Consider the following 16175-nt stretch of genomic DNA (forward strand, 5'->3'; position numbering starts at 1 on the left):
AATTCCCTATGACTATCCGTGAGTTACGGACTCTGTAATATCCATTGCGTTCAATACCCCCCGTCTTGACAGAAGCGCAAATGACGCCCCCGACGGAAAAATGCTTATAATGCTGAGCGTTTTTTCCGCTTTCACTGCAAGCGCGGGTCATTCTCTGTATAGCCTGAACCCCTGATGCCTAATTCATTCTTTACCCTGGATATCCAAAAGCCTTGATTCGTCTGCTGAAATTTTTCGGTTGGTCCATCGTCGCCGTTTTCTGCGGACTGCTCCTGGGTCTGAGCGGCGCTTTTCTTTACCTTAGCCCTGGATTGCCGTCCGTGGAGGCGCTGAGAAGTATTCAGTTGCAGATTCCTTTGCGGGTTTACAGCAGCGACAACAAATTGATCGCAGAGTTTGGCGAAATGCGCCGTACTCCGATCCGTTTCGCCGACATTCCCCCCAATTTCATCAATGCGTTACTAAGTGCTGAAGACGACAATTTCGCCAACCACTACGGCGTCGATCCCAGCAGCCTGATGCGCGCCGCGACCCAACTGGTCAAGAGCGGTCACATTCAATCCGGCGGCAGCACCATCACCATGCAGGTGGCGAAGAACTTCTTCCTGACCAGCGAACGCAGCTTCTCGCGCAAAACCACCGAAATCCTCCTGGCCCTGCAGATCGAACGGCAGTTGACCAAGGACGAGATCCTCGAGCTGTACGTCAACAAGATCTATCTGGGCAACCGCGCCTATGGCATCGAGGCGGCGGCGCAGGTCTATTACGGCAAGTCGATTCGTGACGTCAGCCTGGCGCAGATGGCGATGATCGCCGGCCTGCCAAAAGCCCCGTCGCGCTTCAACCCGCTGGCTAACCCGACCCGCAGCAAGGAGCGTCGCGACTGGATCCTGGGGCGCATGTATAAGCTCGGCAAAATCACCGAAGCCGACTACACCACTGCGATCAATGAGCCGCTGAACGCCAGCTACCATGTGCCGACCCCGGAAGTGAACGCGCCATACGTCGCCGAAATGGCCCGTGCCGAAATGGTCGGCCGCTATGGCAGCGATGCGTACACCGAAGGTTTTCGTGTCACCACCACAGTCCCGAGCAATTTGCAGGAGATGGCCAACACCGCGGTTCACGAAGGCTTGATGACCTACGACCAACGGCACGGTTATCGCGGCCCCGAGTCACGCCTGCCGGGTAAAACCCGAGAAGCCTGGACTCAGGAGCTGACCAAACAGCGAATCATCAGCAGCCTGGAACCGGCGATCGTGACCCAGGTCGACAAGAACGGCGTGCAGGTATTGACCCGCACGGGTACCGGCGAAGAGCACATCGCCTGGGACACCATGAAGTGGGCTCGTCCGTTCCTGAACACCAACAGCATGGGCGCCAATCCGAAGCAGCCGTCGGATGTCGCGCAGGTCGGTGATCTGATTCGCGTGCAGCGTCAGCCTGACGGCTCGCTCAAATTCAGCCAGATTCCGCAAGCTCAAGGTGCACTGGTTTCCCTCGACCCGCAGAACGGTGCCATTCGTTCACTGGTCGGCGGTTTCGCCTTCGAGCAGAGCAACTACAACCGCGCCATGCAGGCCAAGCGTCAGCCGGGTTCGAGCTTCAAGCCGTTCGTCTACAGCGCCGCCCTGGACAACGGCTACACCGCGGCCAGCCTGGTGAACGACGCACCGATCGTGTTCGTTGACGAATACCTGGACAAGGTCTGGCGTCCGAAGAACGACACCAACACCTTCCTCGGCCCGATCCGCATGCGTGAAGCGCTCTATAAGTCGCGCAACCTGGTATCGATCCGCCTGCTGCAAGCGTTGGGTGTCGACCGCACCATCGACTACATCAGCAAGTTCGGCTTCAACAAGCAGGACTTGCCGCGCAACCTGTCCCTGGCCCTGGGTACCGCAACCCTGACGCCAATGGAAATCGCCACCGGCTGGGCCACCTTCGCCAACGGCGGCTACAAGATCACCCCATACATCATCGACAAGATCGAAAGCCGCAACGGCGACACGCTATTCGTCGCCAACCCGCCGAGCGTTCCCAAAGGCACCGTAGCCAGCGATGGCATCGCTATGCCGGCCTCCGACACCTTCACGGTCAACGCCACCCCAGGCGAAGCGCCAAGCGCCCAGCCAGCGCCACAAACGCCAGCCGTGGCCGAGCGCATCGTCGATGGCCGCACCACCTACATCCTCAACAGCATGCTTGAGGACGTGATCAAACTCGGCACCGGCCGCCGTGCGCTGGCCTTGGGCCGCAGCGACATCGCGGGCAAGACCGGTACTACCAACGAATCCAAGGACGCCTGGTTCTCCGGCTACAATGCCGATTACGTGACCACCGTCTGGACTGGCTTCGACCAACCGGAAAGCCTGGGCAAACGCGAGTTCGGCGGCACTGTCGCCCTGCCTATCTGGATGAACTACATGGCGGCGGCCCTTAAAGACAAGCCGCCTCACACCCAAGCGGAACCCGAAGGCATTCTCAGCCTGCGCGTCGACCCAATCAGTGGTCGTGCGGCCACCCCAAGTACGCCAGGCGCTTACTTCGAACTGTTCAAGGCCGAAGACACGCCACCGTCGGTTAACGAGCTGAGTAACGGCAATGTGCCGGGCAGCCCGCTGCCAGCCGATGAGGCAGCGCCGATCGATTTGTTCTGATTGCCTGAAGCTGCAAAAAAGCCCCGCCTTCGAAAGAAGAGCGGGGCTTTTTATTGCCTGCCGGTTATGCGCTGAATGACCCGGCCCCTTCGCGGGCAAGCCCGCTCCCACAAGGTTCTGTGGCGCTATCAGAGGTTGTGAATCACCGCGATCCCTGTGGGAGCGGGCTTGCCCGCGAAGAGGCCCTCGAAAGACACCACAAAAACCGCAGACAATAAAAAGCCCCGACTCGCGAGAGCCGGGGCTTTTGGTTGATGCGCTACAACGGCTTAGCCGTTGAACACGTCATCCACGCTTTTCAGCGGGTAGTTCTTCGGATACGGCAGGGTTGCCACACCGGTCTCGATTGCAGCCTTGGCCACGGCATCGGAGATCAGGGTGATCAGACGGGCATCCATTGGTTTCGGAATGATGTACTCACGACCGAATTCCAGCTTGATGCCGCCGTAGGCGTCGCACACTTCCTGAGGCACTGGCAGCTTGGCCAGTTCACGCAGGGCGTTGGCGGCAGCCACTTTCATTTCTTCGTTGATGCGCTTGGCGCGAACGTCCAGGGCGCCACGGAAGATGAACGGGAAGCCCAGTACGTTGTTGACCTGGTTCGGGTAGTCCGAACGGCCGGTGGCCATGATCACGTCGTTACGGGTGGCGTGAGCCAGTTCCGGGGAGATTTCCGGATCCGGGTTCGAGCACGCGAACACGATCGGGTTGGCCGCCATGGATTTCAGGCCTTCAGCGCTCAGCAGGTTCGGACCGGACAGGCCAACGAACACATCAGCGCCTTCCAGCGCGTCAGCCAGGGTGCGCTTCTCGGTCGCGTGAGCGAACACAGCCTTGTACTGGTTCAGGTCGTCACGGCCGGAGTGGATCACACCGGTACGGTCAACCATGTAGATGTTTTCGATGTTGGCGCCCATGCTCACCAGCAATTTCATGCAGGAGATGGCGGCCGCACCGGCGCCCAGGCAGACGATTTTGGCGTCAGCCAGGGTTTTGCCAGCGATTTCCAAGGCGTTGATCATGCCGGCCGCAGTAACGATCGCGGTGCCGTGCTGGTCATCGTGGAATACCGGAATATCGCACTGCTCGATCAGAGCGCGTTCGATCTCAAAGCACTCAGGTGCCTTGATGTCTTCCAGGTTGATGCCACCGAAGGTAATGGAGATACGCTTGACGGTGTCGATGAAGGCTTGCGGGCTTTCGGAGTCGACTTCGATGTCGAATACGTCGATGCCGGCAAAGCGCTTGAACAGCACGCCCTTACCTTCCATAACCGGCTTGGAAGCCAATGGGCCAAGGTTACCCAGGCCGAGAATCGCGGTGCCATCGGAAATGACTGCAACCAGGTTGCCCTTGCCGGTGTATTTGTAGGCCAGTTCAGGATCGCGGGCGATTTCGCGTACTGGTTCGGCTACGCCGGGGCTGTAGGCCAGCGACAGATCGCGGGCGGTAGCGGTGGCCTTGGTGAGCTCGACACTCAGCTTCCCTGGACGGGGATGGGCGTGATATTCGAGAGCGGCAGTTTTCAAATCAGACATAGGGGCATTCCGCTTTTTACTGTTGGACAGACGGACCGCCGAGGATACTCGCCTCGCAAAGTCCTCACAAGACTGACCAGTCACCCCTGTCAAGCGCCCGGCCCTACGACTTTGGGCCAAGAGCCACGAAACACAAGGGATAGACTGTTCACAATCAACATGAAAAATGTCTACAATTTTTTCTTACGGTGCCGCCTGCAACATCGCCGGATCGGTCAGCGGCAGAAGCCAACGCGCCTGCCCCGGCTTCAGCCCACCGCGGCGCGAACGATCCACCACCCAGCCACGAGCCTCGATTTGCTTGCCTTTGAGCTTTTCAAGCGATGCGACATCAAACTGGCCCAGCATATTGGGTGCAACCCGCAATACAACCGAATCCTGTAACTCGATCCAAACCCCGCCGCGATTGCGCTGAACCCTGCTCACACGACCACTGAGCATGGCGAAACCGGAAGCGTTGATCTGCTCCGCTTTCAGCACAGGTGATTGTCGCCACAGCCCGAGACCGGCCCGGCGAGCACTGCGTTCGGCCGCTTGCTGGCAGGCGACCAAATCGACATTCGGTGCCACCGCCACCTGAAAACCGAGACCCTCGGCGAGCATCTGTGCCTCAAGGTTGGCCCCATCGACGCTGTAGACATGGGCCAGGGTGCGGCCGTAATGATCCTTGCTTTCTTTACCCGGCAGCAAACCGACCCGCCCATCGCTGGCAGCCACCAGAGCTTCAAGGCGTTTGCGCGCAGCCACGGCGAACGGCTCGTCAGAACGACCCTGCTTGCCCAACTCCGGCGTGTTCAAACCGATCATGCGCACACTGCGGCCATCGCGCAGACGCAAGGTGTCGCCATCCACTACCCGCTGCACCGCGACCGACGTCAGCCCGCTGGGCACCGGGCAGAAGGCCTGGGCAGCGGAAAGCCAAATCGCGGACACAAAAAAGGCGCCCGCGAGGGACGCCTTTTTCATCAGCAAGGAAAAGCCCATCGGGCCCTTCAACCTTACTCTGCAGCAGCTGGAGCTTTCTTGCCGAAAGCGCCGAAACGGTCTGCGAAGCGCTGTACACGACCGCCAGTATCCAGAGTCTTCTGCTTACCGGTGTAGAACGGGTGGCATTCGTTGCATACGTCGATCGCCAGAGGCTTGGCCAGGTTCGAACGAGTTTCGAACTTGTTGCCACAGCTGCAGGTAACTGCGGTGATTTCGTATGTTGGATGGATATCGGCTTTCATGATGTATTCCTCAGGCTAGCGTGCCGCCACTCAACACCATTGTTGAATACCGCACGTAATTAGGCCGCGGATTCTACCAGACCTTCGCAATCACGCAAGCTGTCGCTTAAACCAGTCGTCTGCTAGGCTCCCGGCCTTCTTCACCGCCCTCTCATCGAGAAAACAATCGCGTGCCCAACGCCATTCTGCGCCTCGCCCTGCCTTCGCCCCTGCGCCGCCTGTTCGATTACCGCGCGCCGGCCGGAGTCCTGCGCGCCCAGTTGCACCCGGGCATGCGCTTGCGGGTGCCGTTCGGCAGGCGGGAGATGATCGGGATTCTGGTGGAGGTCACCGATACCAGCGAAGTACCGGCAGAAAAGCTCAAACCGGCCCTGGCGCTGCTCGACGCCACGCCGCCGCTGCCCCCCGCGTTGTTCAAGCTGTGCCTGTGGACTTCTCAGTATTACCAGCACAGCCTCGGCGATACGTTGAGCTGGGCACTGCCGGTGCTGTTGCGACAAGGCGAACTGGCCGAAGCTCGTCAGGAACGCTTCTGGTCCGCCGCACCCGGTGCCAGCCTTGATGACCCGCGCATCGCTCGTGCCCCGCGTCAACGCGAGGCCCTGGCAACCCTGGCCCAACATCCCCATGGCGTCGCTCATCAGCTGTTGAGCAAACTGATGCTGAGCAAGGACAGTCTCGATCTGTTGCTGGCCAAGGATTTGGTGCAAGTAGAAATCCGCAAACACGCGCCCGGTATGCGCCACGAACACTGGCTGGCGCAACCGGAATTACCACTCAACCCCGAGCAGCGCGCCGCTTACGAGGCGATTCGCGCCGGGTTCGACAGTTATCACGCGTTCCTGCTGGCCGGCGTCACCGGCAGCGGCAAGACCGAAGTCTATTTACAGCTGATCCGCGAAACCCTCGAGGCCGGCAAACAAGCCCTTGTGCTGATCCCGGAAATCAACCTCGGCCCGCAAACCCTGGCGCGCTTCGAGCAGCGCTTCAATGCGCGGATCGCGCTGATCCACTCCGCAGTCAATGACCGCGAACGTCTGGAAGCCTGGCTGGCGGCACGGGATGGCGAGGCCGACATTATTATCGGTACCCGTTCGGCACTGTTCACGCCGATGAAGAACCCCGGCCTGATCATTATCGATGAAGAGCACGACGGCTCTTATAAACAGCAGGAAGGCCTGCGCTACCACGCCCGCGACCTGGCACTGGTCCGCGCCCGGCAGGAAAACATCCCGATTGTCCTCGGATCCGCCACACCTTCGCTGGAAAGCCTGCAAAACGCCTACACCGGTCGTTACGGCCTCTTACGCCTGAATGAGCGGGCCGGTGGCGCCAAGCAGCCGCGCTTCCTGCGCCTGGACGTGAAAAGTCGCCCGCTGGACAGCGGCATTTCAGGACCGATGCAGCAAGCCATCGGTCAGACCCTGGCCGCCGGCCAGCAAGTGCTGGTGTTCCTCAACCGCCGAGGGTTCGCCCCGACGCTGCTCTGCCACGACTGCGGCTGGATGTCTGAATGCCAGCGCTGCGACGCGCGAATGACCGTGCACCAGCGCTCCGGCGAGCTGCGTTGTCACCATTGTGGCTACGTTGAACGAGTGCCCCGGCATTGCCCGAAGTGCGGCAAAGTCGATTTGCGGCCCGTGGGCGCCGGTACCGAGCGCGCCGAAGAGCGCCTGGGGATTCTGTTTCCGGACGTCCCGGTGCTGCGGGTTGACCGCGACAGCACTTCACGCAAAGACGCGATGAATCAACTGTTCGCCACCATTCAGAAAGGCCAGCCATGCATTCTGGTCGGCACACAGATGCTTGCCAAAGGGCATCATTTTCCTCGGGTGACGCTGGTGTCGATTCTGGATGCCGACGGCGGACTGTTCTCCGGTGACTTCCGCGCCAGCGAACGCATGGCGCAGTTGATCGTCCAGGTCGCCGGGCGCGCGGGACGGGCCGAAGAGCCGGGCAAAGTGATTATCCAGACGCACCTGGCGGACCATCCACTGCTGGTGCAACTGACCGAACAGGGCTATTTCGCCTTTGCCGAACAGGCGTTGAGCGAACGTCGTTCCGCAGGGTTGCCGCCGTTTGCGCATCTCGCGCTGCTGCGGGCGGAAGCGCATAAACCGGGGCAAGCAGAAGGCTTCCTCGATGAAGCGTGCAGTGAGGCCGAGCGTTTGCTGGCCGAGCAGAATCTGACCGGGATTGAGTTGCTGGGGCCGGTGCCGGCGCCGATGGAGCGCCGAGCCGGGCGTTATCGTGCACAGTTATTGCTGCAAGCCACGGCCCGGGCGCCACTGCATCGATTGCTGAGCAGTTGGTTGCTGGTTTTGGAGCAGATGCCGAGTGGGCGGGCAGTGCGCTGGTCCTTGGATGTCGATCCGGTCGATTTGTATTGAATTCAGGATCGCTATCGCGGGCAAGCCCGGCTCCCACAGGGATTGGCGTTGTTCACATGCTCTACGTCATACCACTTACCCTGTGGGAGCGGGCTTGCCCGCGATAGCGGCTGATTTGTCACCACATATCCATAACCTGCCCGCTATAGTTGGCAAGCCCGTCTTCGCAACGGATAATGCCCAGTTTTTCCACCCGCGCATCGAAGCGCCGCCGCGCTTGCGGTCGACAGAGAACACCATGAAAGACACCATTCGCCAGCTGATCCAACAAGCCATCACCCAACTCGTCAACGAAGGTGTGTTGCCTGAAGGCCTGTCGCCGGCGATCCAGGTGGAAAACTCTCGCGACAAGAAAAACGGCGACTTCGCCAGCAACATCGCCATGATGCTGGCCAAGCCTGCGGGCATGAAGCCGCGTGACCTGGCCGAAAAAATCATCGCCGCGTTGCCGGCTGACGAGAACGTCTCCAAAACTGAGATCGCCGGCCCTGGCTTCCTGAACTTCTTCCAGAACACTCAAGCCCTGGCGACCCGCCTGGACGCGGCGCTGGCCGACGATCACATCGGCGTGCGCAAGGCCGGCCCGGTGCAGCGCACCGTGGTAGACCTGTCGGCCCCGAACCTGGCCAAAGAAATGCACGTCGGCCATTTGCGCTCGACCATCATCGGCGACGGCGTGGCCCGGGTTCTGGAATTCCTCGGCGACGAAGTGATCCGCCAGAACCACGTCGGCGACTGGGGCACCCAGTTCGGCATGCTGATGGCTTATCTGCAGGAAAACCCGATCACCAGCGATGAGCTGTCGGACCTGGAAAACTTCTACCGCGCTGCCAAGCAACGCTTCGACGAATCCGCAGAGTTCGCTGATCGTGCCCGTGGCCTGGTGGTCAAGCTGCAAGCCGGCGACCCGGACTGCCTGGCGCTGTGGACCAAGTTCAAAGATATTTCGCTATCGCACTGCCAGAAAATCTACGAACTGCTGAACGTCAAACTGACCATGGCCGACGTGATGGGTGAAAGCGCCTACAACGACGACCTGATCAACGTGGTCAACGACCTCAAGGCCGCAGGCCTGCTGGTCGAAAGCAACGGCGCTCAATGCGTGTTCCTCGACGAGTTCAAGAATGCCGACGGCGACCCGCTGCCGGTGATCATCGTCAAGGCCGACGGTGGCTACCTCTACGCCACCACCGACCTGGCGGCCGTGCGTTATCGCAGCGGCGTCCTGAAAGCTGATCGCGCGTTGTACTTCGTCGACCAGCGTCAGGCCCTGCACTTCCAGCAAGTGTTTCAGGTCGCTCGTCTGGCCGGCTTCGTGACGCACCCGATGGAAATGGAACACATGGGCTTCGGCACCATGAACGGCGCCGACGGCCGTCCGTTCAAGACCCGTGACGGCGGCACCGTGAAGCTGATCGACCTGCTGACCGAAGCCCAGGAACGCGCGTACACGCTGGTGAAAGAGAAGAACCCGGAATTAGCCGAAGACGAGTTGCGCAACATCGCCAAGGTCGTGGGCATCGGCGCCGTGAAATACGCCGACCTGTCCAAGCACCGCACCAGCGACTACAGCTTCAACTTCGACTTGATGCTGAACTTCGAAGGCAACACCGCGCCATACCTGCTGTACGCCTACACTCGCGTGGCCGGTGTGTTCCGCAAACTCGGCAAGGATTTCAGCGAAGTCGAAGGTCAGATCGTCCTTGAAGCCGCGCACGAACATGAGCTGGCGGCGAAACTGGCACAGTTCGGCGAAATCCTGAATAACGTGTCCGACAAAGGCACGCCGCACATCCTCTGCACCTACCTGTACGATGTTGCCGGCCTGTTCTCCAGCTTCTACGAGAACTGCCCGATCCTCGGCGCCGACACCCCGGCGCAAATGCAAAGCCGCCTGCGCCTCGCCGCGCTGACCGGCCGCACTCTCAAGCAAGGCCTGGAACTCTTGGGTCTGGAAACTCTGGAGCGTATGTAAGTTGGCTGCCAAGAAAAAACCTGCACCCAAGCGTGGCGCCAGCCGTTACCAAGCTCCTGCAAAGCAACCGATCCCGGGCTGGCTGTGGATGGCCATCGGCCTGACAGTCGGCGCGTTCATTGTGTTCCTGATGAAGCTGGAGCCGGGCAAGGGCAGCGATACCGTCAAGCGCGAGAAGATCGAGCAGCAGAAAGCCAGCAAGATCGCCGAGGCCAACAAGACCCCGCCGAGCCCGACGCAACCGGTGAAGCCGAAGTACGACTTCTACACCTTGCTGCCGGAATCGGAAGTCATCGTGCCGCCGGACGCGGTACCGGAAAAAACCCTGCCGACGCCACAAGTGCCGGCCATTCCGACCACGCCGGTGACGCCTGCGGAAGCGGCGAAGATCGACACGGCCCGGGCTCAAGCGGCATTGGCCGGCATCACCCCGCCGCCAGCACCGCCTGTGGCGAAAGCTGCGCCAGTGACCAAGTTCTTCCTGCAGGCCGGTTCGTTCCGCAAGGAAGCCGATGCCGACAAAGTTCGTGCGCAGATCATTCTGCTGGGTCAGGCCGTGGCGGTTGAATCCGGCACTGTGAAGGACGAGACCTGGTATCGGGTTCTGGTCGGCCCGTTCAGCAACCGCGAACAGCTGACCACCGCCCAGAAGCAACTGGCTGGCAGCGGCTTCAGCAACCTGTTGTTACAACAACGTCAGAGCCGCTGATTTCGTTAAGGACACGCGTCATCGTTCTTCGCGGGCAAGCCTCGCTCCTACAGGTTCACGTAAATCTCTGTAGGAGCGAGGCTTGCCCGCGAAGGCGCCCGAACAGACAACACCCCCATCCCCGCCCTACACCGCTCGTCCCCTCTCCCGCTCCACAGTTGAAAAACGCTCCACCACCCCCATATGAGTTGGCATAAGGCATTTTCGCCCCGCTGCGTGGAGACTCTCCCTTGACCACCATCGTTTCAGTTCGCCGCCACGGCAAAGTCGTCATGGGCGGCGACGGCCAGGTTTCGCTCGGCAATACCGTGATGAAAGGCAACGCGAAGAAAGTTCGCCGCCTCTACCACGGCCAGGTTATCGCCGGTTTTGCCGGGGCCACCGCTGACGCCTTCACCCTCTTCGAGCGTTTCGAAGGCCAGCTTGAGAAACATCAGGGCCACCTGGTTCGCGCCGCCGTCGAACTCGCCAAAGAATGGCGCACCGACCGCTCCCTGAGCCGCCTCGAAGCCATGCTCGCGGTCGCCAACAAAGATGCCTCGCTGATCATCACCGGCAACGGTGACGTGGTTGAGCCCGAAGAAGGCCTGATCGCCATGGGTTCCGGCGGCGGTTACGCCCAGGCTGCCGCGAGTGCCCTGCTGAAGAAAACCGATTTGTCGGCCCGGGAAATTGTCGAAACCGCCCTGGGCATCGCTGGCGACATCTGCGTGTTCACCAACCACACCTTCACCATTGAGGAGCAGGACCTCGCTGAGTAAGCCTGTTTCGGCCTAGCGCCACGGCTCACTGTTGCTTGAGGACCGCCAATTATTATGCCCATGACCCCCCGTGAAATCGTCCACGAACTCAATCGCCATATCATCGGCCAGGACGATGCCAAACGCGCCGTCGCCATCGCCTTGCGCAACCGCTGGCGCCGGATGCAGCTGCCCGAAGAGCTGCGCGTCGAAGTCACCCCCAAGAACATCCTGATGATCGGCCCGACCGGTGTTGGTAAAACCGAGATCGCCCGTCGCCTGGCCAAGCTCGCCAACGCGCCGTTCATCAAAGTCGAAGCGACCAAGTTCACCGAAGTGGGCTACGTCGGCCGTGACGTCGAATCGATCATTCGTGATCTGGCCGACGCCGCGATCAAGCTGCTGCGCGAACAGGAAATGACCAAGGTTCGTCACCGCGCCGAAGACGCCGCCGAAGAGCGCATCCTCGACGCCTTGCTGCCGCCGGCACGCATGGGCTTCAGCAACGAGGATTCCGCACCGTCCCAGGATTCCAATACCCGTCAGCTGTTCCGCAAGCGCCTGCGTGAAGGTCAGCTGGATGACAAGGAGATTGAAATCGAAGTGGCCGAAGTGTCCGGCGTCGATATCTCCGCGCCACCGGGTATGGAAGAAATGACCAACCAGCTGCAGAGCCTGTTCGCCAACATGGGCAAGGGCAAGCGCAAAAACCGCAAGCTCAAGGTCAAGGAAGCGCTGAAACTGGTTCGCGACGAAGAAGCCGGTCGCCTGGTCAACGAAGAAGAATTGAAGGCCAAGGCCCTGGAAGCCGTCGAGCAGCACGGCATCGTGTTCATCGACGAAATCGACAAGGTCGCCAAGCGCGGCAACTCCGGTGGCATCGACGTGTCCCGTGAAGGCGTACAGCGCGACTTGCTGCCGCTGATCGAAGGCTGCACCGTCAACACCAAACTGGGCATGGTCAAGACTGACCACATCCTGTTCATCGCTTCCGGTGCGTTCCACCTGAGCAAGCCGAGCGATCTGGTTCCGGAGCTGCAAGGTCGCCTGCCGATTCGGGTCGAACTCAAGGCCCTGAGCCCGGAAGATTTCGAGCGCATCCTCAGCGAGCCGCATGCATCGCTCACCGAGCAGTATTGTGCACTGCTGAAAACCGAAGGTCTGCTCATCGAATTCCTGCCGGACGGCATCAAGCGTCTCGCCGAGATCGCCTGGCAGGTCAACGAGAAAACCGAAAACATCGGTGCCCGCCGCCTGCATACCCTGCTCGAGCGCCTGCTTGAAGAGGTATCGTTCAGCGCCGGTGATCTGGCCAGCACCCACGAGGACAAGCCGATCCTGATCGATGCCGACTACGTCAACAGCCACTTGGGCGAATTGGCGCAGAACGAAGACCTGTCCCGTTATATCCTGTAGGTCACCTACTCTCCTGTGAGAACGGAACACCTGTAGGAGCTGCCGCAGGCTGCGATCTTTTCCGGCTGATGCCGAAGATCAAAAGATCGCAGCCTGCGGCAGCTCCTACACAACGTTCCACATAGACGGACGACCTGCCATGACCCAACTCCCCACCGACATCAAACTCCACAAAGCCTCAAAAACCCTGACGCTCAAATACGCGTCCGGCGAGGAATATCACCTGCCCGCCGAGTTTCTTCGCGTGCACTCTCCTTCCGCTGAGGTCCAGGGCCACGGCAAACCTATCCTGCAATTTGGCAAGATCGGCGTAGGACTGACCAAGGTCGAACCCGCCGGTCAGTACGCACTGAAATTGACCTTCGACGACGGCCACGACAGCGGCCTGTTCACTTGGGAATATCTGTACCAGCTGGCAGTGCGCCAGGAAGATCTCTGGAACGATTATCTTGCGGAACTCAAAGCGGCTGGAAAGACCCGTGATCCGAATGAGTCGGTCGTCAAGCTGATGCTCTAGCTCAGGCCTCTGGGTATTTAGAGGGCATTTTCTAATTCCATCTGTTTGAATGCTCCGCTGCGGTGTCAACGATTGGCCCGCTTGCGAAAAAAATTAAACTCGGGTAACCAATGGAGCTGGCAAGTTCCGTGCAGTGCTCTCTGAACTAAAAAGCAGCGATGCGCAATTTACAGTCACCCGAGCAGTAGTACCTGGCATGCTGTGTGACTACACAGTTGGACTCAGGTACTCGTCTCAGGACAATGGAGCGTCGTAGATGAGTAACAAGCTTAACGATGACTTGAAATTTCAGGCTTCGGAAAACACCTTGGGGCTGAATCCTGTTGTTGGACTACGTAGAAAGGATCTCTTGGGCTCTGCCCGCATGGTGCTGAGCCAGGCCATCAGACAACCCATCCACAGTGTCAGGCATGTCGCCCATTTCGGCATCGAACTCAAGAACGTGCTGTTGGGAAAATCCGAGCTTCAACCGCAAAGTGATGACCGTCGCTTCCTTGACCCGGCGTGGAGTCAGAACCCGCTCTACAAACGTTATTTGCAAACGTATCTGGCGTGGCGCAAGGAGCTTCACGCGTGGATCGATGACAGCAACCTCTCGCCCAAAGACGTCGCTCGCGGTCATTTCGTGATCAACCTCATGACCGAAGCCATGGCCCCGACCAACACGGCGGCCAACCCGGCGGCGGTCAAACGCTTCTTCGAAACCGGTGGCAAGAGCCTGCTCGACGGTCTCTCCCATCTGGCCAAGGATCTGGTGCATAACGGCGGCATGCCGAGCCAGGTCAACATGGGCGCGTTCGAAGTCGGCAAGAGCCTGGGCGTGACGGAAGGCGCGGTGGTGTTTCGCAACGATGTGCTGGAGTTGATCCAGTACCGACCGATCACCGAGCAGGTGCATGAACGCCCGCTGCTGGTGGTGCCGCCACAGATCAACAAGTTCTACGTTTTCGACCTGAGCCCGGACAAGAGCCTGGCGCGCTTCTGCCTGCGCAACAACGTGCAGACATTCATCGTCAGCTGGCGCAACCCGACCAAGGAGCAGCGCGAGTGGGGTCTGTCGACCTACATCGAAGCGCTCAAGGAAGCGGTCGATGTCGTCACCGCGATTACCGGCAGCAAAGACGTGAACATGCTCGGTGCCTGCTCCGGCGGCATCACCTGCACCGCCCTGCTGGGTCACTACGCAGCGATCGGCGAGAAGAAGGTCAACGCCCTCACCCTGCTGGTCAGCGTGCTGGACACCACCCTGGACAGCGATGTGGCGCTGTTCGTCGACGAGCAGACCCTCGAAGCCGCCAAGCGCCATTCCTACCAGGCCGGTGTGCTGGAAGGTCGCGACATGGCGAAAGTCTTCGCCTGGATGCGCCCCAACGACCTGATCTGGAACTACTGGGTCAACAACTACCTGCTGGGTAATGAGCCACCGGTTTTCGACATCCTGTTCTGGAACAACGACACCACCCGGTTGCCCGCGGCGTTCCACGGCGACCTGATCGAGATGTTCAAAAACAACCCACTGATCCGCTCCGATGCCCTGGAAGTGTGCGGCACGCCGATCGATCTCAAGCAGGTGACCGCCGACATCTTTTCCCTGGCCGGTACCAACGATCACATCACTCCGTGGAAGTCCTGCTACAAATCCGCGCAGCTGTTCGGTGGCAAGGTTGAGTTCGTGCTGTCCAGCAGCGGGCATATCCAGAGCATTCTGAACCCTCCGGGCAATCCGAAAGCGCGCTACATGACCAGCACCGAAATGCCGGTCAAAGCCGAAGAGTGGATGGAAAATTCCACCAAGCACACCGATTCCTGGTGGTTGCATTGGCAGGCGTGGCAAGCCGAGCGTTCGGGCAAACTGAAGAAATCCCCCGCCAACCTTGGCAACAAGGCCTATCCCGCGGGTGAAGCTTCGCCGGGTACTTACGTGCATGAACGTTGAGCTTCAAATAACTCGTAGTCCGCGGCACTGGGAGGTGCCGCGATCTCTATTGATTACTCTCGAGGCCAGCCTCGAACATTCTGCGACGGCCCGGGACGGCTCGATCAGCGTTTAAAAACTACAGGGCTCTGTGCATGCCGCAACCGTTCGTCTTTCGTACCGTCAACCTGGATGGCCAGACCCTCCGCACTGCGGTACGCCCCGGCAAGCCTCACTTGACGCCCTTGCTGATTTTCAACGGCATCGGCGCCAACCTGGAGCTGATATTCCCGTTCGTCCAGGCTCTGGATCCGGACCTGGAAGTCATCGCCTTCGACGTACCCGGCGTCGGCGGTTCATCGACTCCCAATCGCCCGTATCGCTTTTCGGGCCTGGCGAAACTCACTGCACGAATGCTCGACTATCTCGATTACGGGCAAGTCAACGTGATTGGCGTTTCGTGGGGTGGCGCTCTGGCGCAGCAGTTCGCCCATGACTATCCCGAACGCTGCAAAAAACTGGTACTGGCGGCCACGGCAGCCGGCGCCGTGATGGTTCCGGGCAAGCCGAAAGTGCTGTGGATGATGGCCAGCCCACGGCGCTACATCCAGCCATCCCATGTGATCCGCATCGCACCGATGATCTATGGCGGCTCGTTCCGTCGCGATCCGACCCTGGCTGCCAGTCACGCTGCCAGAGTCCGCTCGGCAGGCAAACTCGGTTATTACTGGCAGCTGTTCGCCGGCCTCGGCTGGACCAGCATTCACTGGCTGCACAAGATCAACCAACCGACCCTGGTGCTGGCCGGCGACGATGACCCACTGATCCCGCTGATCAACATGCGCATGCTGGCCTGGCGAATTCCCAATGCCCAATTGCACATCATCGACGACGGCCATCTGTTTTTGATTACCCGGGCCGAAGCGGTGGCACCGATCATCATGAAGTTTCTTGAGGAGGAACGTCAGCGCGCAGTAATGCATCCACATCCGGCGCCATCGGGCGGTTAACCGATCCCGACTTTTGTTTATGAAAAGGAGTCGGCAGGAGGCCGTGCCGCGCAACAACCCGCAACAACGTCTATGG

At 60.0% G+C, this 16175-nt stretch carries 12 protein-coding genes; 9 read left to right on the top strand and 3 right to left on the bottom strand.

What is annotated here, in order from left to right; translation table 11 throughout:
• Nucleotides 1-215 precede the first annotated feature (215 nt).
• Entirely contained in the window at nucleotides 216-2660 is a 2445-nt protein-coding gene (locus F6R97_RS12415; protein ID WP_409999799.1) for a penicillin-binding protein 1A, read from the top strand.
• A gap of 269 nt (nucleotides 2661-2929) precedes the next feature.
• Here the strand turns inward: F6R97_RS12415 and F6R97_RS12420 are convergent, their stop codons facing one another.
• The 3 genes from F6R97_RS12420 to rpmE form a co-directional block, all read right to left on the bottom strand.
• Complete coding sequence (locus tag F6R97_RS12420; RefSeq protein WP_007899225.1) at nucleotides 2930-4198, bottom strand: malic enzyme-like NAD(P)-binding protein; 1269 nt, start codon at nucleotides 4196-4198, stop codon at nucleotides 2930-2932.
• A 183-nt stretch (nucleotides 4199-4381) separates the two neighbouring features.
• Nucleotides 4382-5182 (bottom strand): thermonuclease family protein, encoded by an 801-nt coding sequence (locus tag F6R97_RS12425; protein ID WP_315866620.1) that lies wholly within the window; start codon nucleotides 5180-5182, stop codon nucleotides 4382-4384.
• A gap of 14 nt (nucleotides 5183-5196) precedes the next feature.
• Entirely contained in the window at nucleotides 5197-5427 is a 231-nt protein-coding gene (gene rpmE, locus F6R97_RS12430) for a 50S ribosomal protein L31 (protein WP_007899231.1), read from the bottom strand.
• A 170-nt stretch (nucleotides 5428-5597) separates the two neighbouring features.
• Between rpmE and F6R97_RS12435 the strand changes: the two genes are divergently transcribed.
• The 8 genes from F6R97_RS12435 (at nucleotide 5598) to phaZ (ending at nucleotide 16099) form a co-directional block, all read left to right on the top strand.
• The gene (locus tag F6R97_RS12435; RefSeq protein ID WP_048396072.1) at nucleotides 5598-7817 is read left to right on the top strand and encodes a primosomal protein N'; all 2220 of its coding nucleotides are present in this window, start codon (nucleotides 5598-5600) and stop codon (nucleotides 7815-7817) included.
• Between the two features lie 238 nt (nucleotides 7818-8055).
• Entirely contained in the window at nucleotides 8056-9792 is a 1737-nt protein-coding gene (argS, locus tag F6R97_RS12440; RefSeq protein WP_048396071.1) for an arginine--tRNA ligase, read from the top strand.
• 1 nt (nucleotide 9793) lies between these two features.
• Nucleotides 9794-10501, top strand: coding sequence for an SPOR domain-containing protein (locus F6R97_RS12445; protein ID WP_038978602.1), 708 nt, complete (start codon nucleotides 9794-9796; stop codon nucleotides 10499-10501).
• A gap of 230 nt (nucleotides 10502-10731) precedes the next feature.
• Entirely contained in the window at nucleotides 10732-11262 is a 531-nt protein-coding gene (gene hslV, locus F6R97_RS12450; protein WP_007899242.1) for an ATP-dependent protease subunit HslV, read from the top strand.
• A gap of 54 nt (nucleotides 11263-11316) precedes the next feature.
• Nucleotides 11317-12657: an ATP-dependent protease ATPase subunit HslU gene (hslU, locus tag F6R97_RS12455; RefSeq protein ID WP_038978601.1), complete on the top strand. Its 1341-nt coding sequence runs from the start codon at nucleotides 11317-11319 to the stop codon at nucleotides 12655-12657.
• Between the two features lie 139 nt (nucleotides 12658-12796).
• Nucleotides 12797-13174 (top strand): gamma-butyrobetaine hydroxylase-like domain-containing protein, encoded by a 378-nt coding sequence (locus tag F6R97_RS12460; RefSeq protein ID WP_038978600.1) that lies wholly within the window; start codon nucleotides 12797-12799, stop codon nucleotides 13172-13174.
• Nucleotides 13175-13430: 256 nt separating this feature from the next.
• Entirely contained in the window at nucleotides 13431-15110 is a 1680-nt protein-coding gene (gene phaC / locus F6R97_RS12465) for a class II poly(R)-hydroxyalkanoic acid synthase (protein ID WP_038978599.1), read from the top strand.
• Between the two features lie 134 nt (nucleotides 15111-15244).
• A complete protein-coding gene (gene phaZ, locus F6R97_RS12470) occupies nucleotides 15245-16099 on the top strand; it encodes a poly(3-hydroxyalkanoate) depolymerase (protein ID WP_030129227.1) in 855 nt (284 codons plus the stop codon).
• The last annotated feature ends 76 nt before the right edge of the window (nucleotides 16100-16175 follow it).

Source organism: Pseudomonas sp. JV414, from assembly GCF_032424305.1.
GTDB classification, from domain to species: domain Bacteria; phylum Pseudomonadota; class Gammaproteobacteria; order Pseudomonadales; family Pseudomonadaceae; genus Aquipseudomonas; species Aquipseudomonas lini.